Origin of the sequence: Pseudorhodoplanes sp., assembly GCF_050250235.1 — a bacterium.
In the GTDB taxonomy this organism is placed as follows: Bacteria; Pseudomonadota; Alphaproteobacteria; order Rhizobiales; family Xanthobacteraceae; genus Pseudorhodoplanes.
The window spans coordinates 23,950-50,217 of the sequence record NZ_JBFWPA010000008.1 but is presented as its reverse complement, the minus strand read 5'-3'; the positions used below and the strand labels follow the sequence as shown (position 1 = coordinate 50,217).

Sequence of the window (26,268 nt, the reverse complement as noted above, 5' to 3'; positions counted from 1 at the left end):
TCGCCCTTGCGCTATCTCGCCTTGCCGCGCCGCACGGGCATTCGCGATCGTGCGGCGGCGGACTTCACCGCGGCCCGCGGCGTCTCAAGGATTCCGATGACCTCGTCGAGCAATCCGTAGATCCGTTCGAGCCGTGCGGGCCCGATCTCCTGCGCCAGCCGCGCATAGATCGCTTCCGATTGCGGCGCGACCGTCTCGAACAGCTTTCGTCCCTTCGCGCTCAGCGACACGATCACGCGGCGCTGATCCTGCTTGTTGGCGCGGCGCGAGATCAGCCCGGCCGCTTCGAGATTCGGCAAGGTGCGCGACAGGCTTGCGGTGTGCAGGCAGCACACGCGCGCCAGCGCCGCGATATCCATCGCCTCGACCTCGTTCAATGCGCGCACGATCCGCCATTGCTGCTCGGTAAGCCCGTGCGCGTTCAGGTGAGGGCGGAATCGCTGCATCACCGATTCGCGCGCCAGCATCAGCTGCATCGGCAGCGAACGCTGGAACGGGCGCATGCGCGAATTCATAGCCCGTCCTCGACTCCGTTGCTCAGCGTCCCGATCTCGTCGACCGTCACCTCCACCTGATCGCCGGGCTTGAGCCATTTCGGCGGGTCGAAGCGCGCGCCCGCGCCGGTCGGCGTGCCGGTCACAATCATGTCGCCCGGTTTCAGCGTGGTGAAGGTCGTGATGTAGGACAAAAGGTAGCCGAAATCGAAGATCAGGTTTGCGGTGGTGTCGTCCTGTCGTACCTCGCCGTTCACCGTCGTGACGATCCGCAGCGGCTTGCCGTATGCGATCTCGTCGGCGGTCACCATCCACGGCCCGATCGAACCGGAACGGTCGAAATTCTTGCCCTGCGTCACGTTGAACTTGGCGTGCCGCAGCCAGTCGCGGATCGTGCCCTCGTTGCACAGCGTATAGCCCGCGATGTGCTCCTGCGCCTGATCCGCCTTGATGCGATGGCATTCCTTGCCGATGACCAGCACGATCTCGCCTTCGTAATCGAGCTGCTCGGATTCCGGCGGACGAATCAGCGGCGCGCCATAGCCGACGAACGAACCCGGGGTGCGAAAGAACATGCTCGGATATTTCGGCTTCTCGGAAGCGTCCTTGTATTCCTCGTTGCGGTTGGCGTAGTTCACGCCGATGCAGAGAATTTTCTCCGGCCCGATCACCGGCGGCAGCAGTTCGATATCCATGAGTGCGAAATCCGGCCGCACATCGGCCGAGGCCGCGCGCACCTCATCAAGCGCGCCGTCGCGCAGAACCTCAAGCAGCGAATGATAGCGCGGCAGGCGCGGATGCATGTCGACCACACCGTCGCCCGTGACCACCCCAAATCCCGGGCGACCGTGATGCCTGAAGCTGACCAACCGCATCGTCCTGACACCCTTCCTGTCCTTGCCCCCGTCTTCGGGGCCGGATGCTCCGTCATCCATTCCGTGACGATGGATGCTGGCAACACGGCCGCAACCGGCTTGACGCTCGCCCCGGAATAATGATTAACATGTTAAAGGTCTCCGCGGGGGCGCGTCAACGGCCCCTGTGAACACAGGCGACGGGAGGTTCACAATGCCGCACATCATCGTCGAATATTCATCCAATCTCGACAATGCGATGGACGTTCAGGGCCTCCTGAACGCGCTGCATCAGGCGATGATCGATTCCGGCCATGCGCCGCTCGAAGGCATCCGCACCCGCGCGGTGCGCCGCGAGCATTATTGCGTGGCCGACCGCAATCCGGAAAATGCGTTCGTGCATATCATCGTGCGCATGCGCGAGGGCCGGCCGAAGGAAGCCTACCAGAAGGTCGGCGAGATGATCATGGCGGCGGCCGAGAAGTCGCTGGAGCAGGCGCTGAAGACGCATCCGATGCAGCTTGCATTGGAGATGCACGAGATCACCCAGCTCACCTTCCGCCGCGACACGCTGCGCAAGAAAGAGAAGGCGGCGTAGTTCTTCACCTTTCGCCACTTGCTCCATCACCTCCCTCCTTGGGGGAGGCAGTCACACCGTGCAAGCGGAGAATAACGTGGCCGCCATAAGCACCAGCCTCGACGACACCATCGCGCTCGCCGAAACGCACCTCGCCCGTTTCCGCAACGGCGTCGTGCCGCATCTGATCGACGGCAAGCCGGAAACCAGCGCCGACACGTTCGAGACCGCCTCGCCAGTCGACAACGCACCCATTGCCAAGGTCTCGCGCGGCGGCGCTGCCGAGATCGATCGCGCGGCGAAGGCCGCGATGAAGGCGTTCCGCATCAACTGGGGACACACCACGGGCGACAAGCGCCGCGCCATCCTGCACAGGATCGCGGACGCCATCGTCGCGCGCGCCGACGAGATCGCCTACGTCGAGTGCATGGATACCGGTCAGCCGATCCGTTACATGTCGAAGGCGGCGTTGCGCGGGGCGGAGAATTTCCGCTTCTATGCCGACCGCGCGCCCGGCGCCAATGACGGCCTGTCGCTGCCGACCGACACCCATCTCAACTACACCATCCGCCAGCCGATCGGCCCGGTGGGCGTGATCACGCCCTGGAACACGCCGTTCATGCTGTCGACCTGGAAGATCGCGCCGGCGCTCGCCGCGGGCTGCACCGTCGTGCACAAGCCGGCGGAATGGTCCCCCCTCACCGCGCAACTGCTCGCGGAAATCTGCCTCGAAGCCGGGCTGCCGGCCGGCGTTCTCAATGTCGTGCACGGCATGGGCGAGGAAGCCGGCAAGGCGCTGACCGAGCATCCCGACATCAAGGCGATCGGGTTTGTCGGCGAGAGCGCCACCGGCTCCGCGATCATGCGGCAGGGTGCGGCCACGCTGAAGCGCGTGCATTTCGAACTCGGCGGCAAGAACCCGGTGATCGTGTTCGGCGATGCCGACATCGACCGCGCGCTCGATGCCTGCCTGTTCATGATCTACTCGCTGAACGGCGAGCGCTGCACCTCATCCAGCCGCGCCCTGGTCGATGCCTCCATCTACGAGGAATTCGCAAAGCGTGCCGCCGAGCGGGTGAAGAAGATCAAGGTCGGGCATCCGCTGGACGCCGCGACCGAGATCGGCCCGCTGATTCATCCGCGCCATGTCGAGAAGGTGTTGAGTTACGTCAATGCCGCGCGCGACGCGGGCGCCATCGTGGCCGTCGGCGGGGGTCGTGCCAATGGCGGCAAGGGAGCCGAAAAAGGCAATTTCGTCGAGCCGACGCTCTACACCCATGCCCGCAACGACATGTCGATCGCGCAGGAAGAAATTTTCGGCCCGGTGCTCACCATGATCCCGTTTGCCGACGAGAAGGAAGCCGTCGCGCTCGCCAATGACGTGCGCTATGGCCTTGCGGGGTATCTGTGGACCCGCGATGTCGGCCGCGCCCACCGCATGGCGCAGGCGCTCGACGCCGGGATGATCTGGGTGAATTCGGAGAATGTCCGCCACCTGCCGACGCCGTTCGGCGGCGTGAAGTCGTCCGGCATTGGCCGCGACGGCGGCGACTATTCGTTCGATTTCTACATGGAGACCAAGAACATCGCGATCGCGCTCGACAATCACAAGATTCCGAAGATTGGAGCGTAGATCTCGTGTCCCGGACGCAGCGCAGCGGCAAAAGCGCGTTCACGCGCGTCTTTCAACGCGCTATGCGGTGCGCTGCAGAGCCGGGACCCACGATGCATAGAACGAATGGGTCCCGGTCCAGCGCCGCACCGCTACGCGCTGCGTCGCGCCCGGGACGCGAGGGAGAAAGAAATCCATGCCCATACGCAAACCGAACTTCGCCCCCCCTTTCAACATCATCCGCGCCAGCCATGTCGAATTCGGCGTGCGCGACCTCGCGGCATCCCGCGCTTTCTATGTCGACTGTCTCGGCTATCTGATCACCGACAGCGACCCGGACGCGATCTATCTGCGCGCCGTCGAGGAGCGCAACCATCACTCGATCGTGCTGCGCAAGGCGAAGGAGGCCTCGATCCCGGCGCTCGGCTACAAGGTCGCGAGCGAGGAAGATCTCGACCGCGCCGCCTTCTGGTTCGCACACAAGGGCTATCCGACTTCGTTTCCGGAACTCCCTTATCAGGGCCGCACGTTGCGCACCTGCGACCTGTTCGGCATGCCGCTCGATTTCTATTTCCGCATGGATCAGGCCGATTGCATGCTGCGCAAATACGCGACCTACAAGGGCGCGCGTATCCAGCGCATCGACCACCTCAATTGTTTCACGCCGGATGTGCAGGCGTCGTACGATTTCTACACCGAGCTCGGTTTCCGGCTGACCGAATATACCGAGACCGACGGCGACAATCCGCAGCTCTGGGCGGTGTGGATGCACCGCAAGGGCAACGTACACGATATTGCCTTCACCAACGGACGCGGTCCGCGGCTGCATCACATCGGGGTGTGGACAGCCAGTTCGCTCGACATCCTGCATATCTGCGACGTGATGGCCTCAAGCGGCTATCTCGCCAACATGGAGCGCGGTCCGGGCCGGCACGGCATTTCGAATGCGTTCTTCCTCTATATCCGCGACCCCGACGGCCATCGGGTCGAGCTGTTCACCTCGGATTACCTCACCGTCGATCCGGATTTCGAGCCGCTGCGCTGGGGGTTGCACGACGAGCAGCGTCAGACGCTGTGGGGACATCCGGCGCCGAAGTCATGGTTCGAGGAGGGCTCGGTGTTCACCGGCGTGCCGGTACAGGAGCCGGTGCTGGAAGCACAGCCGATCGTGGCAAGGTAGCGATGGGCTAGAGAGTGGGTTCGGACGCTATTCTATTGCCACTCGGAATCGGGAATGCCGGAGCCTTTGAGCAAATGCCGCAGCAACCCGGTTTTCAGCGGCTTGTTTCCGTGAATCGGAATCGAAAGGCGGACAACACTGCCGGGCTTTCCATAAATGTGGTGACTGCCGGCCACTCGTAGCAGTGTCCATCCCTGACGCTCGACGAGACGCGCCAGTTCGCGCCCCGTCATGGACTTCATAGCGCAATTTCCAGAATGCGTTCCTTTCCGCCGGAGACCGGCGTCTCGACATCAACCGAGAGGCACCCCTCAATCGCCTCATGCAGGTTCGCGAGCAACTCTTCGATCGTTTCGCCCTGGCTGGCGCAGCCGGGAATGGCCGGGACCTCGCCCCAGAACCCGCCCTCTTCCGCTTCGTGGACAACAACTTTGATCTTCATGGCAGCCTCGTTCCGGATGCAAATGTACGCCGCACTTCGTCGCATTCAAGGTTGCGTTCCTGCCATGCCGGGTCACCCCTTGACGAAGTGACCCCACGCCGCCTGCCAGTCGTTGCCGGCGAGATCCTTCACCCGGCCTTCCTCGTCGTAGAACTTGTTCGGGATCTGGAAGATCGCGAGCATCACGCCGCCCTCGGGGCACCAGGCCGAATGCCGGCTGCCGGGCTCGCGCCAGACGAATTCGCCGGGGCCGACGGTGAGCCCCGCCATCGGCCCATCCTTGTCGACCAGCGATCCTTCGATCACCCAGGTCTGCTCGATCCCGACATGCTCGTGATCGGGCAGAACCGAACCCGGCGCCATGCGCATCAGCGCGGTCACGAGCCCGGTCTTCCTGTCGAACATCAGCGGCTTGGCCTCGCATCCCTCGAAACGGGTCTTCTGCCACTCCATCGCCCCAGGGCGCACAAGATGCGAATGGCCGTCAACGTGCTCAGTCATGGTGTCCTCCCTGACGAAAGACCGACGGCTTCGGCGGCAATGTCTCTCACATCGCCTTGACGATGTTCTCCGTCATCTTCTTCGCATCGCCGAGCAGCATCATGGTGTTGTCGCGATAGAACAGCGGATTGTCGATGCCGGCATAGCCGGAGGCGAGCGAGCGCTTGTTGAACATCACGGTGCCGCCCTTCCACACCTGCAGCACCGGCATGCCGTAGATCGGCGAGGACGGGTCGTCCTCCGCGGCCGGGTTGGTCACATCATTCGCTCCGATCACATACACAACGTCGGCCTGCGGGAATTCCGAGTTGATGTCCTCGAGCTCGAACACCTCGTCATAGGGCACGTTGGCTTCGGCAAGCAGCACGTTCATGTGGCCCGGCATGCGGCCCGCGACCGGATGGATCGCGTATTTGACCTCGACGCCTTCCTTCTTGAGGTGGTCGGCCATTTCGCGAAGGGCATGCTGCGCCTGCGCCACCGCCATGCCGTAGCCCGGCACGATGATCACCTTGCTGGCATTCTTCATGATGTAGGCGGCGTCTTCCGCAGAGCCGAGCTTCACCGGCTTCTGCTCGCCGCCACCGGCAGGGCCCGCGACCTCGCCGCCGAAGCCGCCCAGGATGACCGAGATGAAGCTCCGGTTCATGCCCTTGCACATGATGTAGGACAGGATCGCGCCGGACGAGCCTACGAGGGCTCCGGTGATGATCAGCGCCGAATTGCCGAGCGTGAAGCCGATGCCGGCGGCGGCCCAGCCCGAGTAGGAATTCAGCATCGAGATCACCACCGGCATGTCGGCGCCGCCGATCGGGATGATGATCAGCACACCGAATGCCAGCGAGGCGATCACCAGCAGCCAGAACGCCGCATAGCTTTCGGTGCGTGCGAGCCAGATGATGAGGACCACGATCGCCACCGCGAGCCCGATATTGATCGCGTGTCGCGCCGGCAGCATGATCGGCGCACCGCTCATGCGGCCCGACAGCTTCATGAATGCGATGATCGAGCCGGTGAATGTGATGGCGCCGATCGCGGTGCCGAGCGACATCTCGACCAGGCTTGCACCCTTGATCGCACCGACATTGCCGATCCCGAACGCGGCAGGCGCATAGAGCGCACCGGCCGCCACCAGCACGGCCGCCATGCCGACCAGCGAGTGGAAGGCGGCGACCAGTTCCGGCATCGCCGTCATCGGCACCTTGCGCGCGATCATCGCGCCGATGCCGCCGCCGATCGCGATGCCGAGGATGACAAGAAGCCAGGCGATGGCGCCGGCCGGCGGATGCGAGGCGAGCGTGGTCAGGATGGCGATCGTCATGCCCGCCATCCCGAACAGGTTGCCCTGCCGGCTGGTTTCGGGCGACGACAGCCCGCGCAACGCGAGAATGAAAAGGACACCCGCGACGAGATAAAGCAGCGCGACGAGGTTCGGGGTCATGCCGCGCTCACTTCTTTTCCTTCTTCTGGTACATCGCCAGCATGCGCTGCGTGACCAGGAAGCCGCCGAAGATATTGATGGAGGCGAAGACCAGCGCGATGAAGCCGACGACGCGCGCGAAGGTCGATCCCGATTCGATGATCGGCACGCCGACCGCGAGCAGCGCGCCGACCACGATCACCGAGGAGATCGCGTTGGTCACCGACATCAGCGGCGTGTGCAAGGCCGGCGTCACCGACCAGACCACGTAATAGCCCACGAACACCGCCATCACGAAGATCGAAAACTGGAAGACGAAGGGATCGACGTGGTCCATGCTTGGCGCCTCTCAGGCCTTCGGCTGGAAATTCGGATGGACGACCTTGCCGTCGCGCGTCAGCAGGGTGCCCTTGACGATCTCGTCGTCCCAGTTGATCGCGAGCTTCTTTTCCTTCTTGTCGATCAGGCTTTCGAGGAAGGTCAGGAGGTTCTTCGCATAGAGCGCCGAGGACGACGCCGCGAGGCGACCCGGCACGTTGAGATGGCCGACGATCTTGATGCCATCCACGGTCACGACCTCGCCCGGCTTGGCGCCCTCGACATTTCCGCCCCGCTCGACCGCGAGATCGACGATGACCGAGCCCGGGCGCATCGACGCCACCATCTCCGCGGAGACGAGCTTCGGCGCCGGCCGACCCGGGATCAGCGCGGTGGTGATGACGATGTCCTGCTTCTTGATGTGCTCGGCAACCAGCGCGGCCTGCTTCGCCTGATAGTCCTTCGACATTTCCTTGGCGTAGCCGCCCGCGGTCTCGGCCTGCTTGAATTCCTCGTCCTCCACCGCAATGAATTTCGCGCCGAGACTCTGCACCTGCTCCTTCACGGCAGGCCGCACGTCGGTCGCGGTCACGATCGCCCCAAGCCGGCGCGCCGTCGCGATCGCCTGCAGGCCGGCGACGCCGACACCCATGATGAACGCCTTCGCCGCCGGTACGGTGCCGGCCGGCGTCATCATCATCGGCAGCGCCCGGCCATATTCCGCCGCGGCGTCGATCACCGCGCGGTAGCCGGCGAGATTGGCCTGGCTGGACAGCACGTCCATGGATTGCGCGCGGGTGATGCGCGGCATCAATTCCATGGCGAAGCCGGTCACCCCGGCATTGGCCAGCGCCTTCAGCGCCGCGTCGTTGCCGTATGGATCCATGAGGGCGACGACAATGGCGCCCTGCTTGTAGTCGATGATTTCGTCGGCGCGCGGTCGCCGCACCCGCAGCACGATATCGGCATCCCGGACGGCATCCTTGGAGACCGTGGCGCCGGCGGCCTGGTAATCCGCATCGGAGACGCCGGATTTCAGCCCCGCACCCGGCTCGACCGCCACTTCGGCGCCAAGCCCGATCAGCTTCTTGACGGTTTCCGGCGTACCCGCGACGCGCGGCTCTGCCTTGTCGGACTCCGCAGCAACCGCGATTTTCATTCGGCCCCCCGGCCTCAAAATCCGAAATCAGACCAGAAAATAGGCCATGAGGATCAGGATCGCGACCACGATGATGATGCCCCATTTCACCATCGCAAGGAACAGCAAATAGGTTTGCTCGTGCTCCTTGTAGTCGTTGCCGTCGGCAGTGGTGTAGGCGACTTCGCTGTGGTCGGCCATTGCGGTCCCCGTGAGAGCCAGAATTTCGGCCCACCGGTTACCGCAATTGGGCTTTCGGGGCAACGGTGCGGACGCCGCAAGCCGCGGCCGATCGTCAGCCTTCCGGCTGCGGCAAACCTGCCTTGTCGAGCGCTTCGGCCTGCCGCGCGGTGACCTGATCGAGCGAGAAATTCTCGATGGCCTCATTGAACAGGCGATAGAAATTCAGTTCGGCGCCCAGATGCAGGAAAACCCCGCCCAGCCCGATCGCCGCCCGGTCCATGAACATGAATTCGCGCGGCACTGTGACCGGGCCCTTTGCCTTCAGCGCCTGATGCACGCGAAACGCCTCGCGCCTTCCGTATTCGCCGGGCTTGACCCCGTCGGCGATGGAGCGGACGCGATCGTCCAGCAACGGGCCGTAAATGAACCTGGCCCAGATGTTGAGGATGTCGATCAGTTCGCGCGACAGATCGCGGAAGCCCCAGGTCTCGTAGGCCTGGACCACAAGCGCTTCGTCGTCGTCGCGCAGACCGTGATAGAGGTCGACCACGCCGCCGACAAAGCGCGGCGGGAAAATCCGGATACAGCCGTAATCCAGCAGATTGATTCCACCCGGCACGCCGTCATCCTCGAACACGCTGTAATTGCCGAGATGCGGATCGCCATGGATCACGCCGAAGCGGCTGAACGGAAACCACCAGGCGGTGAACATCGCCTGCGCCAGCCGGTTGCGGTCCGTGAGCGGCGCCTCCTTGAAGGCGAGCATGCGCTTGCCCTCGAGCCAGTCGAGCGTCAGCAAACGGTTGGTCGACAGATCGGGCCAGACTCGCGGCACGCGGATCAGGTCGATGCCGGACAGCATCTCCCGGTACAGCGCGGCATGCTTGGCTTCCCGCACATAGTCCAGTTCCTCGCGGATGCGCGCGCCGATCTCCTTGTTGATCTCGCTGGTGTCGATGGCCGGCTCCATCCGCCGATGCAGCGCGAACAGAAGATTGAGCTGCTTCAGGTCGGCTTCCACCGCCGACTGCATGTCCGCATATTGCAGTTTGCACGCAAGCCAGGTCCCGTCATGCGCGCGCGCCATGTGGACCTGACCAAGCGAAGCGGCGGCTGCCGGCTTGTGCTCAAATTCGGCGAATTTCGACTGCCAGCCGGGTCCGAGTTCGGCGATCATGCGGCGCTTGACGAACGCCCAGCCCATCGGCGGCGCTTCGCTCTGCAGCTTGGCGAGTTCCGCGGAATATTCCGGAGGAAGCGCATCGGGGATGGTGGACAGAAGTTGCGCCACCTTCATGATCGGACCCTTCAGCCCGCCAAGCGCTGCGGCCAGTTGTACGGCATTCCTGCCGCGGTCGAGATCGAGCCCGAACAGGCGCGCGCCGGCGATCCGCGCGGCGACACCTCCGACATCGGTGCCGACGCGGGCATAGCGACGCGCGCGGGCGGTGAAACGGTTGGCTTCGGAATCCGACATTGCAGCAAAGCTAGGTATTCACGACGCTGCGCGCCAGTGCTGCGCACGACGCCATGACTATTGCGCGTCACGTCGCGGGCCAGTTGTCGCGAATCCAGCGCGTCAGGCCTTCTTCCGCCACTTCGCCTGCGGCAAGCGAGAGGATCATGGCCGTGGCCGCTGCCGGTGGCACATCGAAGTCGATCCCGTTCAGGCCAAGAAACACGATGATGGACGCGAAGGCAGCCCGCTTGTTGCCGTCCACGAACGGGTGATTCCGGGCGATACCAAAGGCATAGGAAGCCGCAAGCGCGGCAAGATCGGTTTCGCCGTAAGCGAATTTGTTCATCGGTCGCGCCAATGCTGATTCAAGCATTGCAATATCGCGAACACCCTCTGGCCCGCCGAAGAGGGCCAGTTGCTCGGAATGGACATCAATGACGATGGACCGTTCGAGCCAAACCGGCTCTGTCACTTGGCGAGAGCCCTGTAGGTGTCAGCGTATTTCCGGAACGAACGCCGGGCAATCTCCATCGCTTCGGCATGCTTCGGATTGAACGGCGTCAGCTTCAAGCCGCGCTCCGGCTGCTCCACGATGTGAAGCTTGTCGCCTTCCTGCAGGTTCAAACGCGCGAGCAGTTCCTTCGGCAATATGAGACCAAGGGAATTGCCGATCCGGCGGACCTGAAGAACCTCGGTCTCGTCCGGCTTGGACACGGGCTTGTTCACGGCTCACTCCATCGCTATACGTTCTGTATAACACCGTTTTACAAAACGTACAACGCCTCACCCGGCCCGATCCAGCGCCTCCAGCTCCCCGATCAGCCGCTCGATCACCCCAAGCCCACCCTGCCAGAAATGCGGGTCGCGGGCGTCGAGCCCGAACGGCTTCAACAGTTCCGCATGGTGCTTGGTGCCGCCCGCGGCGAGCATCGAAAGATAGCGCTCGGCAAAGCCGGCATCCGCCTTCTCGTACACCGCATAGAGCGAGTTCACGAGACAATCGCCGAAGGCATAGGCATAGACATAGAATGGCGAATGCACGAAATGCGGGATATAGCTCCAGAAAACCTCGTAGCCCGGCTTCAGCTCGATCGCGGGACCGAGACTCTCATTCTGCACCTCTAGCCAGATCTCGCCGATGCGGTCCGCGGTAAGTTCGCCGCTCTTGCGTTCGGTATGGATCCGCCGTTCGAAGCTGTAGAACGCGATCTGCCGCACCACCGTGTTGATCATGTCCTCGCACTTGGCAGCGAGCATCGCCTTGCGCTCGACCGGATTGTCGGTCGTGGCGAGCAGCCGCTTGAATGTCAGCATCTCGCCGAACACGCTTGCGGTCTCGGCCAGCGTCAGCGGCGTTGGCGCCATCAGCGGGCCGTTCGGCGCCGCCAGAACCTGATGCACGCCATGGCCAAGCTCGTGCGCGAGCGTCATGACGTCGCGCGGCTTGCCCTGATAATTGAGCAGGACATAAGGATGCGCGGAGGGCACGGTCGGATGCGCGAAGGCGCCCGGCGCCTTGCCCGGCCGCACCGGCGCGTCGATCCAGCGGTCATTGAAGAAGCGTTCCGCGATCCGCGCCATCACCGGCGAGAACGCGCCATAGGCCGAGAGCACGGTTTCGCGCGCTTCCGGCCAGGGGATGGTGCGCATTTTCACTTCCGGAAGCGGCGCATTGCGGTCCCAATGCGGCAGACGCTTCTTGCCGAACCATTTGGCTTTCAGCGCATAATAGCGGTGCGACAGCTTCGGATAGGCCGCCTGCACCGCGGAGACCAGTGCGTCGACCACCTCGCGCTCGACGCGATTTGACAGGTGGCGTTCATCGGCAACATCGGAAAAGCCGCGCCAGCGGTCGGAGATATCCTTGTCCTTGGCAAGCGTGTTGGTGATCAGGGAGAATGTTCGAACATTCTCCCTGAAGGTTACAGCAAGCGCTTCCGCCGCGGCCTTGCGGTTCCTTTCGTCGGGGTCCTGCAACAGGCTGAGTGTCGGCTCGATCGCAAGCTCCTGACCGTTCACCTTGAAGCGCGAGGCTGCAATCGTTTCGTCGAACAGCCGATTCCAGGCCGCCGAGCCGCTGACCGACTTCTCGTGAAACAACTGCTCGATGCGGTCTTCCAGCTGATAGGGCTTTTCCTTGCGCAGATCCTCGATCCACGGCCGGTAATGCCCAAGTGCGGGATCCGTCATCGCCCGCTCGATCAGAGCGTCGTCGATGCGGTTGAGTTCGAGCGCGAAAAACAGCAGGTTCAGCGAAATCGCGGTGATGCGTTCGCGCACGTCGCCGTAGAATTTGGCGATGTTCGGATCGGCGGTGTTGCCGGTATAGACCAGCATGGCGTAGGAGAGCAGTCGCCCGAGCAAGTCCTCGATCGACTCGTAGCGTCGCACCGGTTCAGCCAGCGCTGCCCCGGCATGCGCTCCCGCGGCCAGTTCGCCCAGCCGGCCCTTGTAGGCCTTCTCGAACGCGACGCATTCGGCCTCCGCGCGGTCGAGGTCGCGCTTGAATTCGGGCGCCTCGATCGAATGATAGAGGTCAGCCAGATTCCATTCCGGCAACGGCCCAAGATCGGGCTCAGCCGCAGGGTTGCGGGAAGGCCTTGCGGCGGACTTCTTCGGTTTGGCGGAGGTCGCGGCGGCTCGGGGGGGCATGAATGGATGGTTTCACATTGTTTCGAGTGGTTGCCATCATATCGCGACTCGGCCCGCTTTCCGCAACCGGACACCGGAACACCGCAGGAGCCCATTTTTACCGGTCGTCGCGCTTCAAATGGCGACCACACTCGCGTAGTTTCCGCCCGCCATTCCACCGAAGCCTGCCGCCATTCGTCCTGGTGTGCGAGGGAACGCATTGATGAATCGCAAGGAACGTCGCGCTGCTCAAAAATCCGGGGGGCCCAATCTCAGCCCCATGGCCGCGACCCTGGCGCAGGCCTTTCGCGCGCATCAGTCCGGCCACCGTGCCGACGCCGAGCGCATGTATCGCGACGTGCTGGCGGCGGAACCACGCAACGACGCAGCGCTCCACCTGCTCGGCGCGCTCCTGCATCAGAGCGGGCGCAGCGGCGAGGCGATCTCGCTGATCCGTCAGGCCGTCGCGATCGATCCGCGCAACCCGGATTATCACTACAATCTCGGACTGATCCTTCTGCAGTCAGACCGGGCCGCCGATGCCATCGCGCATCTCGCGAAAGCGGTGGAGCTGAAATCGAGCTATGCCGAGGCGCATTTCGAGCTCGGCAACGCCTATGCCCGCCTCGCGCGCTGGCCCGAGGCCGCCGCACAATTCCGGCGTCTGCTCGCGCTCAGGCCCAGCGATCCGGCCGCCCAGAACAATCTCGCGCTGGTGCTTCGCGAGCAGGGTTTGCTCGATGAAGCGGCGGCGTTGTGGGAGCGCGTGGCCACGGCCTCGTCGTCCTTTCCGCTCGCGCAGATGAATCTCGGTCTCGTCTACAAGGCAATGGGCCGGCTCGAGGAAGCCGAGGCAAGTTTGCGGCAAACCATCGAATTGCAGCCGAACCTTGCGCAAGCGCATTACAACCTCGCCTCCATCCTGGTCGAGCGCGATGACACCGAGGGCGCACTCCAGGCCTTGCGGCGCGCATTCGACATCGACGACACCAGCGAGACGCGCCAGTTGTTCATCCGATGCGTCACCACCGGAACGCAGATCCCGCTGGAGCCGGAGCTCGAACCGCTGCTGCTCCGCGCCCTGACCGAATCGTGGACCAATCCGCGGCACCTCTATGCGTTGTCCCGCTCCTATCTCGAAATCCAGCCCGCGATCGCAAGCGTGCTGAAGCGCGCCGAATCCGAGCAGCAGGATCCGCTTCCGCTGCATCAATTCATACGGCCGGAAACAGCGGACCATGTCGGGACCAACCGGCTGCTGCTGGCGCTGATCTCATCCACGCCGGTGATCGATACCAACCTCGAGCGATTGCTGATCCGCTTGCGTTTTTCGCTGCTGGACGCGGTCCGACGCCAGAGCGAGGCCGACACGCTTGCCGACAGCGTCGTCGATCTGTGCTGCGCCATCGCAAGGCAATCCTTCATCAATGAATACATTTTCAACGAAGCGCCGGAAGAGGCCTCGATCGTCGGAATCGTCACCGACCGCGTTGAAGCTGCGTTGCGCGACGGGCGGCCGGTCGCGCCCGAGGCGATCGCGATGATCGCCGCCTATCGGCCATTGCATGCGACACCACTTCTGGAACACCTGACGACATTCGATGCGCCGCCGCCACTCGCCGCCGTAATGAAGCAGCAGATCGAAGAACCGCTGGCGGAGCGGGCGCTGCGTGGCGCGGTTGTACCGCTGACACCCATCGGCGCAGACGTTGCGGCGGTCCGGCAGCAATACGAGGAAAATCCTTGCCCGCGCTGGGTCACGACGTCGCGCCTGGAAACGCCGGTACCCATCGATCGATTCCTGCAGCAGGCCTTTCCCCATGCACCGCTCCGGCCGCTGCAAAAGGGGGGCGACCTCGAAGTGCTGATCGCCGGTTGCGGTACCGGACTCGACGCGATCACCGCCTCGCAGACGATATCCGCGGCTGAAATCCTCGCCATCGACCTCAGCGCCGGCAGCCTCGCCTTCGCCGAACGGCAGACCCGCGCCTTCGGCCTGACCAACATCCGCTATGCCCAGGCCGACATTGGCGCGCTGGCCTCGCTAGGGCGCAGTTTCGACGTGATCGAAGCGGTCTCGGTCCTGCATCATCTCGCCGATCCGTGGGAAGGGTGGAAGCTCCTGCTGTCGCTGCTGCGGCCGGGAGGCGCGATGCGGATCGGGCTGTATAGCGCGCTTGGCCGGCGCAATATCGCGCTGGCGCAGGATTTCGTACGCAACGGCAATTATCAGCCCGACCACGAAGGCATGCGGGCCTGCCGACGCAACCTGCTGCGCCATTCCGCGGATTCGCCGCTGCGCAAGGTGCTTGAGTTTCCCGAATTCTACACCACCAGCGAATGCCGCAATCTGCTGTTCGCCGTCGAGGAACACCGGGTCGCGATCCCCGATATCGCATCGTTCCTGAAGGAGAACGGGCTCCGCTTCCTCGGATTCGACGCATCGCTGCGCGTTCTCAAACGCTATGCCGATGAAAATCCCCATGACGGCGCGATGTCGGATCTCGGTGCTTGGCACGCTTTCGAGACCCGCAATCCCGACGCCTTTGCGACCCTTTACGATTTCTGGGTGCAGAAGGTGTAACAGGCGTTGTGACGCAGCCTCGCATTTGATGGCGGCGCTTCACGGCACATTAACGATCCTTGCGCACACTGCCCCGAAACGGCACAGGCCAAGGTGATGGAATGCCCGAGCGTATTCTCGTCGTGGACGATGATCCGGTTCAGCGCCGGCTGCTCGAGAACATGGTGCGAAAATTCGGCTACGAGGCGGTCCTGGCGGAAGGCGGCGACCAGGCAGCACGCATCCTCAGCGGAGACGAGGCCGAACGCATCGACTGCGTGATCCTCGATCTGGTCATGCCCGATCTCGACGGCTTCGGTCTGCTCGCGCGCATGCGCAGCGACGAACTCGCGATCCCGGTCATCGTGCAGACCGCGCATGGCGGGATCGACAATGTGATCTCGGCGATGCGGGCCGGCGCTGCCGATTTCGTGGTGAAGCCGGCGAGCCCGGAACGGCTGCAGGTATCGCTGAAGAACGCGCTCACGCAAAGCGCGCTCGCCGGCGAATTGCAGCGCATGAAGCGCAGCCGCTCCGGTACGCTGAGCTTCCGCGACATCATCACGCGAAGTCCGGCCATGGGCGCGGTGCTGCGCCAGGCGCAAAAAGCCTCGGCCTCGACCATTCCGGTGCTGATCGAGGGCGAATCCGGGGTCGGCAAGGAGATGATCGCGCGCGCGATTCACGGCAGCGGCGAGCGCCGGGCCAGGCCCTTCGTTGCGGTGAATTGCGGTGCGATCCCGGACAATCTCGTCGAATCGATCCTGTTCGGCCATGAGCGCGGCGCGTTCACCGGCGCCACCGAACGGCATGTCGGAAAGTTCGCGGAAGCCAATGGCGGCACGCTGTTTCTCGATGAGGTCGGCGAATTGCCGCTGGCGGCGCAGGTGAAGCTTCTGCGCGCGCTGCAGGAAGGCGAGGTCGAGCCGGTCGGGGCGCGCAAGAGCATGCTGGTCGATGTCCGGGTCATCTCCGCCACCAACCGCAACCTGATTGCCGACGTGAAATCCGGCCGCTTCCGGGAGGACCTGTTCTATCGCCTGCATGTCTTCCCGCTCTCGGTACCGCCCCTGCGCGAACGAATTGAAGACCTGCCCGAACTCGTCCGTCATTTCCTGGTCCGGTTCTGCGCGGAGGAAGGCAAGTCGGTGAAGGTGGTATCGGGTGACGCGATGGTCCTGCTGAGGGATGCACGCTGGCCCGGCAATGTCCGCCAGCTCGAGAACGCGGTATTCCGCGCCGTCGTCCTCGCCGAAGGCGAAGAGATCGGCCCGAACGAGTTCCCGCAGATCGCAGCGCGCGACGCCGAACTCGGCGCGCCAGCCTCGCTGGTCCCCAACGGCGACGAGAACCGGCTCGGTGAACAGGCCCTGGTGGTCGAGACCCCGCGCTTTTCGGCCGACCGCCTCGGGCTGCTGGATGGCGAATCGCAGTTGCGCCCGCTCGATGAGCTGGAGGCCGAGATCATCCGCTTTGCCATCGCCCATTACCGCGGGCAGATGTCCGAAGTCGCCCGCCGGTTGCGGATCGGCCGTTCGACGCTCTACCGGAAGCTGGAAGGGCTCCAGCTTTCGGACCAAAACCGCCATCCGACCGGCCACCCCGTGGCCGTGGCGGTCGAGTAACATCCGCGCCAATAACGCAGCCGTGCGCGGCGTAATTGCCGCAGTGCGATTGCGCGGGTTTGAAATTTCGCGTCTTTTGCGGAGCTTGCCGCTAAGATGCCGGTTATCGACGACATCCCGGATCCGTCCGGGGCCTTGGCTGAGGAGACTGTAATGCGCGGCCACCGCATTGATTGCATTCTGGCGAGTTCGGCGCTCGCCCTTGTTATCGGATTGTCGACCCCTTCATTTTCGCAATCGGTTGCCCCCGAGGAGATGGCACGGATCGAAGGGCGCGCAGCGGTAGCCACCGCGTCCGCCGTGGCCGAGCCGGCCTCGACCCAGTCCATCGCTCCATCCACGCCCGAACCGGCTCCCGCCGCCACAGCGCCCGTTGCCGAGCCCACCGCAACACCGGCAAACCCCGAGCCCGTCGCAACGCCGGCCGTGGTTCCGGCCCCAGTGGCCGCCGAGCCCGCTGCTCAGCCCGTCGCAGCCCCTGCGGCCGAACCTGCGCCGGCGGGGGTGGCCGCCGAACCGGCTGCTGCTCAGCCCGTCGCAGCTCCCGCCGCCGAACCTGCGCCGGCCACGGTGACCGCCGAGCCGCCGACGGCGCCGGAACCGGTCGCCCAGACCGCCGCCGTGGCGGACCAGGCGCTGTCGGACCGTCTGCGTGAACTTCTGTCCAGCCGCAATGCCGACCGCTATTTCGCCCGCCGCAACGAGCGCACCGCCGCCGAGGCCTTCTACAAGGATCGCAATTACGAGCCGGTCTTCGTCGAGCAGCGCAAGCAGTCGCCGCGCGGGGTTGCCGCCGTCGCCTACCTGCAGAATGTGGATGCGGATGGCCTGGAGCCCGGCGATTATCCGGCACCGAATTTCAAGGAGGGTGACGTCGATGCACTGGCCGAGGCGGAGCTTCGCCTGACCGGCGAAATCCTCGAATTCGCGCGCCATGCCTCGATCGGACGCGTTCATTTCAGCCGGATCAGCAACGATATCGGTTTCGACCAGGATGTACCCGAGCCCTCCGACATTCTCGCGAAGGTTTCGGCCGCGGCCGACCTCAAGCAAGCGCTGGATTCCTATCAGCCGCAGCATCCGCAATACAAGGCGCTGAAGGCCGCACTCGCCAAGGCGCGCGGGCGCAGCGACAAGCCCGCCGAAGAGATCGTTCGCATTCCGGAGGGTCCCAAGCTCGGTGCCAATGCCGACGATCCGCGCGTGACGCTGCTGCGCAAGCGCCTGAAGATCGCCGGCGATCCGTCGTCCACCGTCTATGATCAGGACGTCGTCGAGGCCGTACGCAAGTTCCAGCAGGGCGCCGGCCTCTCCGTCGATGGAATCGCAGGCCCCGCCACCTTGCGCGCGCTCAACGGGACCGGCGCGCAGAAGCGCGAGCGTACGACCGATATCATCATCGCCAACATGGATCGCTGGCGCTGGATGCCGCGCGACCTCGGCAATAACTACGTGATGCTCAATATTCCCGAGTATCGCCTGCGGCTCTACAAGGACCAGAATCTCTATTGGGAAACCAAGGTCGTCGTCGGCAAGCCGTCGCAGGCAACACCGATCATGACCGGATCGATGAAATTCATTACCGTCAATCCGACGTGGAATGTCCCGCCCTCCATCATCGCAAACGAATATCTGCCCGCCGTCCGGCAGGACCCTGGCGTCCTGGAGCGGATGGGTCTGCGCATGGAGCAGAATCGCGATGGCACCGTGCGCATCTATCAGCCGCCCGGCGACCGCAACGCGCTCGGACGAATCCGCTTCAACTTCCCGAACAAGTTCCTGGTTTACCAGCACGACACGCCGGACAAGCACCTGTTCGCCCATGACAAGCGCGCCTACAGCCACGGCTGCATGCGGGTGGAGAACCCGCTGCTCTACGGCGAGAAGCTGTTGTCGATCATGCTTCCGAACGAGAAATACTCGCAGGAAAAGCTGCGCTCGATGTACGGACCGGCTGAGATCAACATCAACTTCCCGAAAACCTTGCCGGTGCACCTGACCTATCAGACCGCCTTCGTGGATGATTCGGGCAATCTCCAGATCAGGGACGACATCTACGGCCGCGATGCCCGCCATATCGCGGTATTCCGCAGCGACGAGCGCCGCGTGGCCGACGTCGCGCAGGCGACCCGCCCGACCGGGACCGGCATTTCGGCGGATCAGCTCCGCTATCAGACCCGCGAGGCGAGCCCCTTCGCGGACTGGTTCTCGTCGCGCAACCAGCAGCCGGTCGACCGGCGCGGAAACCGGGTGGTTCGCAACGACCCGTTCTCGAACTTTTTCGGCCGGCTGTTCCGCTAGCCGCCGAAACCCCCTCGGACCAGTTCCCGGCCGCCCGTTAACCATACCGGTTGACGGGCGGTTTTGTTTGGCGGGCACTGGCCATTTTTTGCCACAGTCAACTCTTATCACAATCACGACAACTCGTCGGGGGACGATAATCTCGCATTAACCCAACCTCGTAACACTGCGTTAGCCACGCCGCGCAGCAACGCGGCTCCTTGATCTTCGTGCCAACAGCCAACGGAATGCTTCGTGCCATTCGGTAACGTGCGCAAGGCCAGACACCGGACCGCATCGCGCATCACGCAGCGCCTGGCGCTTGCCGCCGTTATCACGATATCCGGCTCCGAGGGCCTGCACACCGCCATCGCCAACGGCGATACCCGCACCATCTCGATGCACCACACGCATCGCGGCGACGACATCACGGTCACCTTCAAGCGCAACGGTCGCTACGACGACGATGGGCTGAAGAAACTCAATCACTTCCTGCGCGACTGGCGTACCGATGACGCCACCACCATGGATCCGCAGCTGTTCGATGCGGTCTGGGAGGTTCAGCGCGAGTTCGGGACCGACAAGAAAATCCACATCATTTCCTCCTACCGGTCGCCCCGCACCAACGCGATGCTGCGCAAGCGTTCCAGCGGCGTGGCGCGCCACAGCCTGCACATGCAGGGCAAGGCGATGGACTTCTTTATCCCTGGGGTGCCGCTCGACAGGGTGCGCGAAGCGGGCCTGAGGCTCCAACGCGGGGGCGTTGGTTTCTATCCGACCTCAGGCTCGCCTTTCGTGCATATGGATGTCGGCGGCGTGCGGCACTGGCCGCGCATGACCCGCGAGCAGCTGGCGCGGGTGTTCCCGGACGGCCGCACGGTGCATCTGCCAACCGACGGCAAGCCGCTCGCCGGCTTCGCGCTGGCCCAGGCTGACCTCGCAAAACGAGCTTCATCGCCCTCAAGTTACGAGACCGCGCGCGTCGCCAGCGCCAATCCGCTCGCCCGCCTGTTCGGCTTCAAGCCGAAACCTGCCGAGGATGAGGACGAGAGCGAAGCGGCAAGTCCGGCCGCAGCCCCGACCCAGGTCGCCTCGGCCTTCCCCGCACCCGTTGCGCCGCGCGGCCGCGACAACGTCCTGTCCGGCATGCCGACCGAGCAGTCCGCCGCCGGCAGGCAGGCGCCCATGTCCGCGGCAGCGGTCCCGCTGCCGAAGAACCGTCCGGAGACTGCGCCCGCGTCCACGCCGATGTCGGCGCCGATGCAGGTCGCCGCCGCCGCGCCCAACGATCCACCGCGCCCGCCGGCCCCGATTCCCGGCACCTTCGCGCTCGCCGCCACCACGCCGAACGACATCATTCTATCGCGCGGCTATTGGACCGGCCGGCCGGACAATGCGGGGGAAGCCTCGACCGGGAGCATTGGCCCGTTCGCAGCACCGCCAGGCTATGGCGAAGACAAACCCGGCGATACGCTTCTGTCCTACGCCAGGGATATCGAGCCGGAGGCCGCGCCGCAGCGCGCCAGGCCGGCAACCCAGGCCGCGCGCATGGCCGTTGCGCCCAATACCACCCTCGCCTCCAAGGCCCGTCCTGACGCGCCGACCGTGGTCCATTCCGCGCCGCCGCTGAGCGAGGCACGTGTGGCCGCCGAGCGCCGCTTCGAGGGGCCCTGGATGCGCGCACTGATCCTGACCCCCAGCGTCGCGCGCTTCATGACGACGACGCTCTACGGTGCACCGGATTTCCTCAGCCTGCGGCCGCTCCTGCAGATACCGACCGGAATGGTGGTGATGGCATTCGCCGCCGAAGCGAATGCCGGCCTCGCCCATGGCAGCTTCGAAGGCCGTGCCATCGAGTTCCTCGCAACCGCGACCTTCCTCCCGCGCAGCACCGCGCAACTGCGATAGACCACCCGTCTTCCCTCGCGGGCATGACGTCGCGATACTAAAACGGCAATGACGGATCGCGCGGCGCTCAGGCTTTCAACATGCCGAGTGCATGCATGTAGGTTTCCAGAATCGCTTCCTGCTCGTCCCGCTCGGTCGGCTCGATCTTGCGCAGCTTGATGATCTGGCGGAGCGCCTTGACGTCGAAGCCATTGGCCTTGGATTCCGCATAGACGTCCCGGATATCGTCGGCGATCGCCTTCTTCTCTTCTTCCAGCTTCTCGATCCGTTCGACAAAGGCCTTGAGCTGATCCTTTGCGAAGCGGACGGATGCCTGTTCGGTTTCGGCGGCGGCGGACGCGGGCATTGCGACGTTTCTCCTTTTGGTTCGACATGTGTTTTCGGAAGCGCGGAGCAAAGGGTCAAGCACGCATTGCCGCTGCGCCCGTCATCCACAGGCGCGAAGAACGAGAGCTTGCTACTGCGAAATCCCGCTTGAATGCGGCTTCGCCGGTTCCGGCGATGCCGGATCGCTATTCGATCACCTCGTCGGCACGGGCCAATACCGCAGGCGGCACGACAAGGCCGAGCGCGCCGGCTGCCTTGAGGTTGATCACAAGATCGAACTTGGTGGGCCGCAGAACCGGAAGATCGGCGGGCTTTTCGCCCTTCAGGATACGCGCGACATAGGAACCGGCCTTTTCATAGGCGTCCGCAACGCTCGGACCGTAGCTGATCAGCCCGCCAGCGGACGCAAACTCGCTCCATTGATAGATCGCAGGGATGCGGTGGCGAACCAGAAGCTCAACCAGCAGGCCGCGCTGGCTGTTGAAGAAAGGGTCGGCCGAAACCACGAGTGCATCCACCGGTTCACCGGCGCCGGCTGCGAACACGGCATCCAATTCAGCCTTCGTGCCCGCCTTGAATACGACAAGACGCTGTCCCGCGGTCGCCGCAGCCGCAGCGAGATCATTGATCTGTCCATCGACGCCCGGACGGTTGGGATTGAACAACGCGCCGATCCGCCTTGCGCCCGGCACCACCTCGCGGAGCAGTTCGAGCCGCTTGGCGTCGAGCTCGGCCACCAGTCCGCCGGTCCCCGTCACGTTGCCTCCCGGCCGGTTCAGGCTCGCAACGAGTTTGTAACCTTGCGGATCGGACACCGCCGTGAACACGATCGGAATGGTCGCGGTGGCCTTGCGCGCGGCGAGTGCCGTCACCGGTCCGCCGGTCGCAGCGATCACGGAGACGCGCAGGCGCACCAATTCCTCTGCGAGCGCGGGCAGACGGTCATACCGGTCATCGGCCCAGCGATAGGTCACCGCGAGGTTTTTCCCCTCGACATAGCCGCCGTCCGCCAGCCCGCGGAACAGCATGGCCACCTGCCCTTGCCGGGCGCCCGCCGCACCGCTGCTCAGAAAGCCCAGGACCGGCATCGACGGCTGCGACCACGCCGCACCGGGCGATGACATCGCCGCGCCAAGCGCATACAGAAAATCCCGTCGCCTCATGGCCTCACCTCGTGAGCCGGCGAAACATCGCTTCGCCACCGGACACGGCAGGTCGACAGTATCGCCGACGCTCATTTGCGCAAGAACGCACGAAGCGCCGTTCCGGATTTACGAGCCGCGCAGCAGCGCCTGCGCCTCGCCCGCGAGCTTCGCCATCAGCGCGCGCGCCGGCATCTCGACGCCCAGCGCAGCCGCCTGCCCCGACCAGAGCGGCGTGAAATCGCCGGAGCCGGCCGCTTCCGCTTTCACGCGCAGCGGAGCAATGGCGCCGGCCGCCAGCGGGAAGGCCGGCGCTTCCGAGATCGGGCCGAGTTCGCGCATCAGACGGTTCATCAGGCCGCGCGCCGGGCGGCCGGTCATCAGATTGGTCAGCGCAGTGCCGTCGTCGCGCGCCGATTGCAGCGCAGCGCGATGCGGCGCGGAAATCTTCGATTCCGGACAGAACAGAAAAGCGGTTCCGACCTGCACCGCCGCCGCCCCCAGCATGAAGGCCGCGGCAATGCCGCGCGCATCGGTCACCGCCCCGGCCGCGATCACCGGAACCTTCACCGCATCGACGACCTGCGGCACCAGCGCGAAGGTTCCCGGCTGGGTGGCGATATCCTCGCCGAGGAAAATGCCGCGATGGCCGCCGGCTTCATTGCCCTGTGCGATGATCGCGTCGACGCCGCGCGCTTCGAGCCAGCGCGCTTCCGCCACGGTCGTCGCGGAACTGAGCGTGAGGATTCCGGCGCGTTTGACCCGCTCGAACAAGGCGGGCTCGGGCAGCCCGAAATGGAAGCTCGCGGCCTCCGGCTTCAGTTCCAGAAGCAGATCGCAGATCGCCTGATCGAACGGCCGGCGGTTGCTGCTTGGCACCGGCGCCGCCGGATCGATTCCAAGTTCGCGATAATAGGGCGCAAGCCGCTCGCGCCAGGCCGCCTCGCGCGCGTTGTTGAGTTCGGGTGGCGTGTGGCAGAAGAAGTTGAGATTGAGCGGCCGCCTGGTTCGTACGCGATATTTCCCGACCTGATCGTGCATCTGCTCGAGATCGAGCATCGCACACGGGATGGAGCCGAGGCCGCCTGCCTCCGCAACCTCCGCCGCGAGTTCGTGATCGATCGAGCCCGCCATCGGCGCGAGCACGATCGGATGCTCGATATTGAACAGATCGGTGAAACGCCGGTCGGGCCAGGGCATCGCGCACCCATGAATTGTGGATGGGGAAACGCAAATCATACCGCGCCACGGCGCCAAACACCCATCAAACTTGATAACGCGAGACGATCCGGATTGGTGATGCGTCAGGACGCGCCCGGCGTCGCAAGCTTCAGCGCCAGCAATTCGTCGGGCTTGAAATAGAACAGCTCGTTGGCCGGTGTTTCCATGGCATGGACCCACACCTGGCTGTCGACGCCCATGTCGCGCAGATAGCGCTGGACCTCGGCCGAGACCCGCTGGGCCGAACGCATCCCGTCGGCCATGGTGGCGCTTCCCGGAGATGTCAGCGCGGACACCTGGTGCACGCCGATCGAGGCCTTCCGCCCGGCGATCCGCTCCACCCCGCCCGCGAAAATCAGCGGGCAGGACGAGGCGCAATAGCGGCCGTTCATCACTTCCGTATTGTAATTCCGGTCACGGATCATCCGGCCGATCTTCAGCGCGTCCTGCACCGAGCCCCCGGGCGAATGCAGCACAACGGTCTTCACATAGCCGCCGCGCTTGTCGATTTCGGCGGCGAAAGCATCGGCGGCACCGGGAACGATCGTGCCGGTCGCGATCAGACGGCCATCGCCGGCAAGCTCGAAGGTGACCGGCGCGCCGAGCGCGTTATCCGCGGTGCGCAGGATGCCCGGCCCGCGTTCGTCGCTCCGGCGCGACGGTAGCGGCTCGGCGGACGGTGTTGCGGTTTCAGTGGTCAGCCCGGGTGACGTCCGGGCCTCCCGCCCCGCGCCATTCAACATGTCCACGTAATCGAGCGCAATCACCGCCATCGTTGCGGTCACCATGATCGCGAACAGCCCGCGCAGGAGATGGTCGTCGGGCCGGTCCTGCAGCCAGTTGATGAGCCGGTTGCGCACCGGGGATGAATCAGCCGCCACCACCGCTATTCCTTCTTCGCGGCGCGGGCGGTGGCCAGAGCGGTGACGTTCTCGTCGGCCGGCGCGACGGGTGCTGCAGGTATCGAATCCGGCGGCGAAAATTTCGCGGCAGCGTTGGCGGTCTCAACCTCACGCGCGAGCCTGAGCGCAGTGATGATATCGGCCGCCGACATCGTTGCCGCCCCCATCTCCGTCTGGCCTTCGCGCCGGATCGAGGCATGGACCACGCAGAAAATCAGCACCAGCACCGCCGGCATCAGGTCGATGGAGATGGCGCCGGCCCAGCTCGGGATGAAATCGCCGGCATAGCGCAGCACCGCTTCCGCCGTGGACAGCGGCTGGAATCGGGCGGGCTCGACCTGCGGCACATCGAGGATTTTGGACGCCGCCGCCGACAGCGCCGCCGATTGCGCCGCCACTGCGCTTTCGACGCGGCCGACCACGCTGGTCTGCCGCTCGCCGAGATCGCCGCGGCCGCCGGCCGCCGGCGCGATGAATCCGGCGGCGAGACCATCGGCGGCACGCTTCACGGCCGGCGCGACCGACGTCTGCTGCAGCGCTGCGATCACCCCCATCAGCGACATGGCTTCGGACCCGAACGCGTCGCTGCGCTCATTGATCGGACCGCGCGATGAAATGACCTCCCGCATCCTGGCGAGATTCTTGCCGCCCTGTTCATACAAGGTCTTCGCACGGTCCGCCGATCCGGAGACTTCCTTGGCGAGATTGTCGAGCTGGGTCGACATCTGCGTCAGGAGTTGCACCACCGTGCCGGAACCGGCGGTGCCGGTCAGAGAGCCGCCGCGCTCGGCTTCGGCCAGCCGGGAGAAGCGCGTCGCCGCCATCTGGATGTCGGGCACCAGGCTCTGCACCGCCAGCACGTTGGAATGCGCGCGGTCGAGATCACGGGTATAGGCCTGAACCGAAACCGCGAGATGCTGCTGGATCGCCGCGGCGCCGGCAAGTGCGGAAGCGTTGAGCCACGCCGACATCGCGATGATCATCAGCGAGCCAAGACCCATGCAGCCGAACAGCAAGCCCCGGGCGCGGTTCTCGGTCACGTGCGGCAGGAAACGCAGCAGGAAGGTCCAGAACGCATAGATGCCGATCGAGACCGCAACCGAATAGATCACGGCTGCGAAGAACACCACGGTCGCGTTGCCGTTGAGCAGGTCGCGCACGCCGAGATAGGTATAGACACCGCTTGCGAGCGCGAGCACGCCGAGCGTCACGCGGGTGGTGATTTCCAGGCGCTGGACGCCATCACGAAGCGGCGACAGCATGTTGGCCGATGACATTTTGGCTCCGGCGGCCTTCTGCCGCTGCAATCGTGAACCGCAACCGGACCGAAATCCGTTCCCCCGTCGCGATACATGGGAGCGCCCCCAATTCTTTTCGAGCGAAAATCCGCCGACAATGTGTCGCTGCGCCTTCAATCGGCGCCTGCTCTCCACATTGTCCGTATGTCTTTTTACAAACTGCTCGATGCTGCTTCCGGCACATGCCGGAGTT

General features: G+C 64.5%; 25 protein-coding genes. 7 read left to right on the top strand and 18 right to left on the bottom strand.

The annotated features are described in order from the left end of the window. Nucleotides 1-11 precede the first annotated feature (11 nt). Nucleotides 12-515 carry a homoprotocatechuate degradation operon regulator HpaR gene (gene hpaR / locus AB7F49_RS05945; RefSeq protein ID WP_428520903.1) on the bottom strand — a complete coding sequence of 168 codons (504 nt, stop codon included), beginning with the start codon at nt 513-515 and terminating at the stop codon, nt 12-14. Next, complete coding sequence (locus tag AB7F49_RS05940) at nt 512-1,369, bottom strand: fumarylacetoacetate hydrolase family protein (protein WP_428520967.1); 858 nt, start codon at nt 1,367-1,369, stop codon at nt 512-514. The genes hpaR and AB7F49_RS05940 overlap by 4 nt, the downstream gene beginning before the upstream one ends. Before the next feature lie 193 nt (nt 1,370-1,562). Here AB7F49_RS05940 and AB7F49_RS05935 point away from each other — a divergent pair, with 193 nt between their 5' ends. The 3 genes from AB7F49_RS05935 to hpaD all read left to right on the top strand — a co-directional run bounded on the left by AB7F49_RS05935 (nt 1,563) and on the right by hpaD (nt 4,717). After that, nucleotides 1,563-1,946, top strand: coding sequence for a 5-carboxymethyl-2-hydroxymuconate Delta-isomerase (locus AB7F49_RS05935; RefSeq protein WP_428520902.1), 384 nt, complete (start codon nt 1,563-1,565; stop codon nt 1,944-1,946). A gap of 85 nt (nt 1,947-2,031) precedes the next feature. Next, entirely contained in the window at nt 2,032-3,558 is a 1,527-nt protein-coding gene (gene hpaE, locus AB7F49_RS05930; protein WP_428520966.1) for a 5-carboxymethyl-2-hydroxymuconate semialdehyde dehydrogenase, read from the top strand. Nucleotides 3,559-3,733: 175 nt separating this feature from the next. Beyond that, the gene (hpaD, locus tag AB7F49_RS05925; RefSeq protein WP_428520901.1) at nt 3,734-4,717 is read left to right on the top strand and encodes a 3,4-dihydroxyphenylacetate 2,3-dioxygenase; all 984 of its coding nucleotides are present in this window, start codon (nt 3,734-3,736) and stop codon (nt 4,715-4,717) included. Nucleotides 4,718-4,749: 32 nt separating this feature from the next. Here hpaD and AB7F49_RS05920 read toward each other — a convergent pair whose 3' ends face one another. The 11 genes from AB7F49_RS05920 to AB7F49_RS05870 all read right to left on the bottom strand — a co-directional run bounded on the left by AB7F49_RS05920 (nt 4,750) and on the right by AB7F49_RS05870 (nt 12,830). Next, nucleotides 4,750-4,959 carry a type II toxin-antitoxin system HicA family toxin gene (locus AB7F49_RS05920; RefSeq protein WP_428520900.1) on the bottom strand — a complete coding sequence of 70 codons (210 nt, stop codon included), beginning with the start codon at nt 4,957-4,959 and terminating at the stop codon, nt 4,750-4,752. Continuing rightward, on the bottom strand, nt 4,956-5,159 hold the full coding sequence (locus AB7F49_RS05915) for a type II toxin-antitoxin system HicB family antitoxin (RefSeq protein WP_428520899.1): 204 nt from the start codon (nt 5,157-5,159) through the stop codon (nt 4,956-4,958). The genes AB7F49_RS05920 and AB7F49_RS05915 overlap by 4 nt, the downstream gene beginning before the upstream one ends. 72 nt (nt 5,160-5,231) lie before the next feature. Next, nucleotides 5,232-5,660 (bottom strand): cupin domain-containing protein, encoded by a 429-nt coding sequence (locus AB7F49_RS05910; RefSeq protein WP_428520898.1) that lies wholly within the window; start codon nt 5,658-5,660, stop codon nt 5,232-5,234. Between the two features lie 46 nt (nt 5,661-5,706). Next, nucleotides 5,707-7,101, bottom strand: a complete 1,395-nt coding sequence (locus AB7F49_RS05905; RefSeq protein WP_428520897.1) for an NAD(P)(+) transhydrogenase (Re/Si-specific) subunit beta — start codon at nt 7,099-7,101, stop codon at nt 5,707-5,709. Between the two features lie 7 nt (nt 7,102-7,108). Further along, a complete protein-coding gene (locus AB7F49_RS05900) occupies nt 7,109-7,417 on the bottom strand; it encodes a proton-translocating transhydrogenase family protein (protein WP_428520896.1) in 309 nt (102 codons plus the stop codon). Between the two features lie 12 nt (nt 7,418-7,429). Next, nucleotides 7,430-8,557, bottom strand: a complete 1,128-nt coding sequence (locus tag AB7F49_RS05895) for a Re/Si-specific NAD(P)(+) transhydrogenase subunit alpha (RefSeq protein ID WP_428520895.1) — start codon at nt 8,555-8,557, stop codon at nt 7,430-7,432. Nucleotides 8,558-8,584: 27 nt separating this feature from the next. Further along, complete coding sequence (locus tag AB7F49_RS05890) at nt 8,585-8,737, bottom strand: aa3-type cytochrome c oxidase subunit IV (protein ID WP_428520894.1); 153 nt, start codon at nt 8,735-8,737, stop codon at nt 8,585-8,587. A 94-nt stretch (nt 8,738-8,831) separates the two neighbouring features. Then, nucleotides 8,832-10,196, bottom strand: a complete 1,365-nt coding sequence (locus tag AB7F49_RS05885; RefSeq protein WP_428520893.1) for an ABC1 kinase family protein — start codon at nt 10,194-10,196, stop codon at nt 8,832-8,834. A gap of 67 nt (nt 10,197-10,263) precedes the next feature. Further along, nucleotides 10,264-10,650, bottom strand: a complete 387-nt coding sequence (locus tag AB7F49_RS05880) for a type II toxin-antitoxin system death-on-curing family toxin (RefSeq protein WP_428520892.1) — start codon at nt 10,648-10,650, stop codon at nt 10,264-10,266. Next, a complete protein-coding gene (locus tag AB7F49_RS05875; protein ID WP_428520891.1) occupies nt 10,647-10,904 on the bottom strand; it encodes an AbrB/MazE/SpoVT family DNA-binding domain-containing protein in 258 nt (85 codons plus the stop codon). Before AB7F49_RS05875 ends, AB7F49_RS05880 begins: the two co-directional genes overlap by 4 nt. 57 nt (nt 10,905-10,961) lie before the next feature. Further along, nucleotides 10,962-12,830: a M3 family oligoendopeptidase gene (locus AB7F49_RS05870; RefSeq protein WP_428520890.1), complete on the bottom strand. Its 1,869-nt coding sequence runs from the start codon at nt 12,828-12,830 to the stop codon at nt 10,962-10,964. Between the two features lie 202 nt (nt 12,831-13,032). On the opposite strand from AB7F49_RS05870, the gene AB7F49_RS05865 reads away from it, so the two are divergent. From AB7F49_RS05865 to AB7F49_RS05850, 4 genes are all read left to right on the top strand, one after another. Beyond that, a complete protein-coding gene (locus AB7F49_RS05865; protein ID WP_428520889.1) occupies nt 13,033-15,393 on the top strand; it encodes a tetratricopeptide repeat protein in 2,361 nt (786 codons plus the stop codon). A gap of 101 nt (nt 15,394-15,494) precedes the next feature. Continuing rightward, nucleotides 15,495-16,997 (top strand): sigma-54-dependent transcriptional regulator, encoded by a 1,503-nt coding sequence (locus AB7F49_RS05860; protein WP_428520888.1) that lies wholly within the window; start codon nt 15,495-15,497, stop codon nt 16,995-16,997. Nucleotides 16,998-17,093: 96 nt separating this feature from the next. Further along, nucleotides 17,094-19,298, top strand: coding sequence for a L,D-transpeptidase family protein (locus tag AB7F49_RS05855; protein ID WP_428520887.1), 2,205 nt, complete (start codon nt 17,094-17,096; stop codon nt 19,296-19,298). Between the two features lie 234 nt (nt 19,299-19,532). Continuing rightward, nucleotides 19,533-21,185, top strand: a complete 1,653-nt coding sequence (locus tag AB7F49_RS05850; protein ID WP_428520886.1) for a DUF882 domain-containing protein — start codon at nt 19,533-19,535, stop codon at nt 21,183-21,185. 67 nt (nt 21,186-21,252) lie between these two features. On the opposite strand, the gene AB7F49_RS05845 is transcribed toward AB7F49_RS05850, so the two are convergent. The 5 genes from AB7F49_RS05845 to AB7F49_RS05825 all read right to left on the bottom strand — a co-directional run bounded on the left by AB7F49_RS05845 (nt 21,253) and on the right by AB7F49_RS05825 (nt 26,054). Then, nucleotides 21,253-21,531, bottom strand: coding sequence for a DUF2312 domain-containing protein (locus AB7F49_RS05845; RefSeq protein ID WP_428520885.1), 279 nt, complete (start codon nt 21,529-21,531; stop codon nt 21,253-21,255). A 166-nt stretch (nt 21,532-21,697) separates the two neighbouring features. Continuing rightward, nucleotides 21,698-22,675 carry an ABC transporter substrate-binding protein gene (locus AB7F49_RS05840; protein WP_428520884.1) on the bottom strand — a complete coding sequence of 326 codons (978 nt, stop codon included), beginning with the start codon at nt 22,673-22,675 and terminating at the stop codon, nt 21,698-21,700. Between the two features lie 108 nt (nt 22,676-22,783). Continuing rightward, nucleotides 22,784-23,854, bottom strand: coding sequence for an NAD(P)H-dependent flavin oxidoreductase (locus tag AB7F49_RS05835; RefSeq protein WP_428520883.1), 1,071 nt, complete (start codon nt 23,852-23,854; stop codon nt 22,784-22,786). 104 nt (nt 23,855-23,958) lie between these two features. Then, nucleotides 23,959-24,756 carry a hypothetical protein gene (locus AB7F49_RS05830; RefSeq protein WP_428520882.1) on the bottom strand — a complete coding sequence of 266 codons (798 nt, stop codon included), beginning with the start codon at nt 24,754-24,756 and terminating at the stop codon, nt 23,959-23,961. Nucleotides 24,757-24,761: 5 nt separating this feature from the next. Beyond that, nucleotides 24,762-26,054 (bottom strand): hypothetical protein, encoded by a 1,293-nt coding sequence (locus AB7F49_RS05825; RefSeq protein WP_428520881.1) that lies wholly within the window; start codon nt 26,052-26,054, stop codon nt 24,762-24,764. Nucleotides 26,055-26,268 lie beyond the last annotated feature (214 nt).

Bases quoted from the DNA above. Each gene is read 5' to 3' on its own strand.
- hpaR (WP_428520903.1), bottom strand. From the start codon at position 515: ATGAATTCGCGCATGCGCCCGTTCCAGCGTTCGCTGCCGATGCAGCTG.
- AB7F49_RS05940 (WP_428520967.1), bottom strand. From the start codon at position 1,369: ATGCGGTTGGTCAGCTTCAGGCATCACGGTCGCCCGGGATTTGGGGTG.
- AB7F49_RS05935 (WP_428520902.1), top strand. From the start codon at position 1,563: ATGCCGCACATCATCGTCGAATATTCATCCAATCTCGACAATGCGATG.
- hpaD (WP_428520901.1), top strand. From the start codon at position 3,734: ATGCCCATACGCAAACCGAACTTCGCCCCCCCTTTCAACATCATCCGC.
- AB7F49_RS05920 (WP_428520900.1), bottom strand. From the start codon at position 4,959: ATGAAGTCCATGACGGGGCGCGAACTGGCGCGTCTCGTCGAGCGTCAG.
- AB7F49_RS05915 (WP_428520899.1), bottom strand. From the start codon at position 5,159: ATGAAGATCAAAGTTGTTGTCCACGAAGCGGAAGAGGGCGGGTTCTGG.
- AB7F49_RS05910 (WP_428520898.1), bottom strand. From the start codon at position 5,660: ATGACTGAGCACGTTGACGGCCATTCGCATCTTGTGCGCCCTGGGGCG.
- AB7F49_RS05905 (WP_428520897.1), bottom strand. From the start codon at position 7,101: ATGACCCCGAACCTCGTCGCGCTGCTTTATCTCGTCGCGGGTGTCCTT.
- AB7F49_RS05900 (WP_428520896.1), bottom strand. From the start codon at position 7,417: ATGGACCACGTCGATCCCTTCGTCTTCCAGTTTTCGATCTTCGTGATG.
- AB7F49_RS05895 (WP_428520895.1), bottom strand. From the start codon at position 8,557: ATGAAAATCGCGGTTGCTGCGGAGTCCGACAAGGCAGAGCCGCGCGTC.
- AB7F49_RS05890 (WP_428520894.1), bottom strand. From the start codon at position 8,737: ATGGCCGACCACAGCGAAGTCGCCTACACCACTGCCGACGGCAACGAC.
- AB7F49_RS05885 (WP_428520893.1), bottom strand. From the start codon at position 10,196: ATGTCGGATTCCGAAGCCAACCGTTTCACCGCCCGCGCGCGTCGCTAT.
- AB7F49_RS05870 (WP_428520890.1), bottom strand. From the start codon at position 12,830: ATGCCCCCCCGAGCCGCCGCGACCTCCGCCAAACCGAAGAAGTCCGCC.
- AB7F49_RS05865 (WP_428520889.1), top strand. From the start codon at position 13,033: ATGAATCGCAAGGAACGTCGCGCTGCTCAAAAATCCGGGGGGCCCAAT.
- AB7F49_RS05860 (WP_428520888.1), top strand. From the start codon at position 15,495: ATGCCCGAGCGTATTCTCGTCGTGGACGATGATCCGGTTCAGCGCCGG.
- AB7F49_RS05855 (WP_428520887.1), top strand. From the start codon at position 17,094: ATGCCGGTTATCGACGACATCCCGGATCCGTCCGGGGCCTTGGCTGAG.
- AB7F49_RS05845 (WP_428520885.1), bottom strand. From the start codon at position 21,531: ATGCCCGCGTCCGCCGCCGCCGAAACCGAACAGGCATCCGTCCGCTTC.
- AB7F49_RS05840 (WP_428520884.1), bottom strand. From the start codon at position 22,675: ATGAGGCGACGGGATTTTCTGTATGCGCTTGGCGCGGCGATGTCATCG.
- AB7F49_RS05835 (WP_428520883.1), bottom strand. From the start codon at position 23,854: ATGCCCTGGCCCGACCGGCGTTTCACCGATCTGTTCAATATCGAGCAT.
- AB7F49_RS05825 (WP_428520881.1), bottom strand. From the start codon at position 26,054: ATGTCATCGGCCAACATGCTGTCGCCGCTTCGTGATGGCGTCCAGCGC.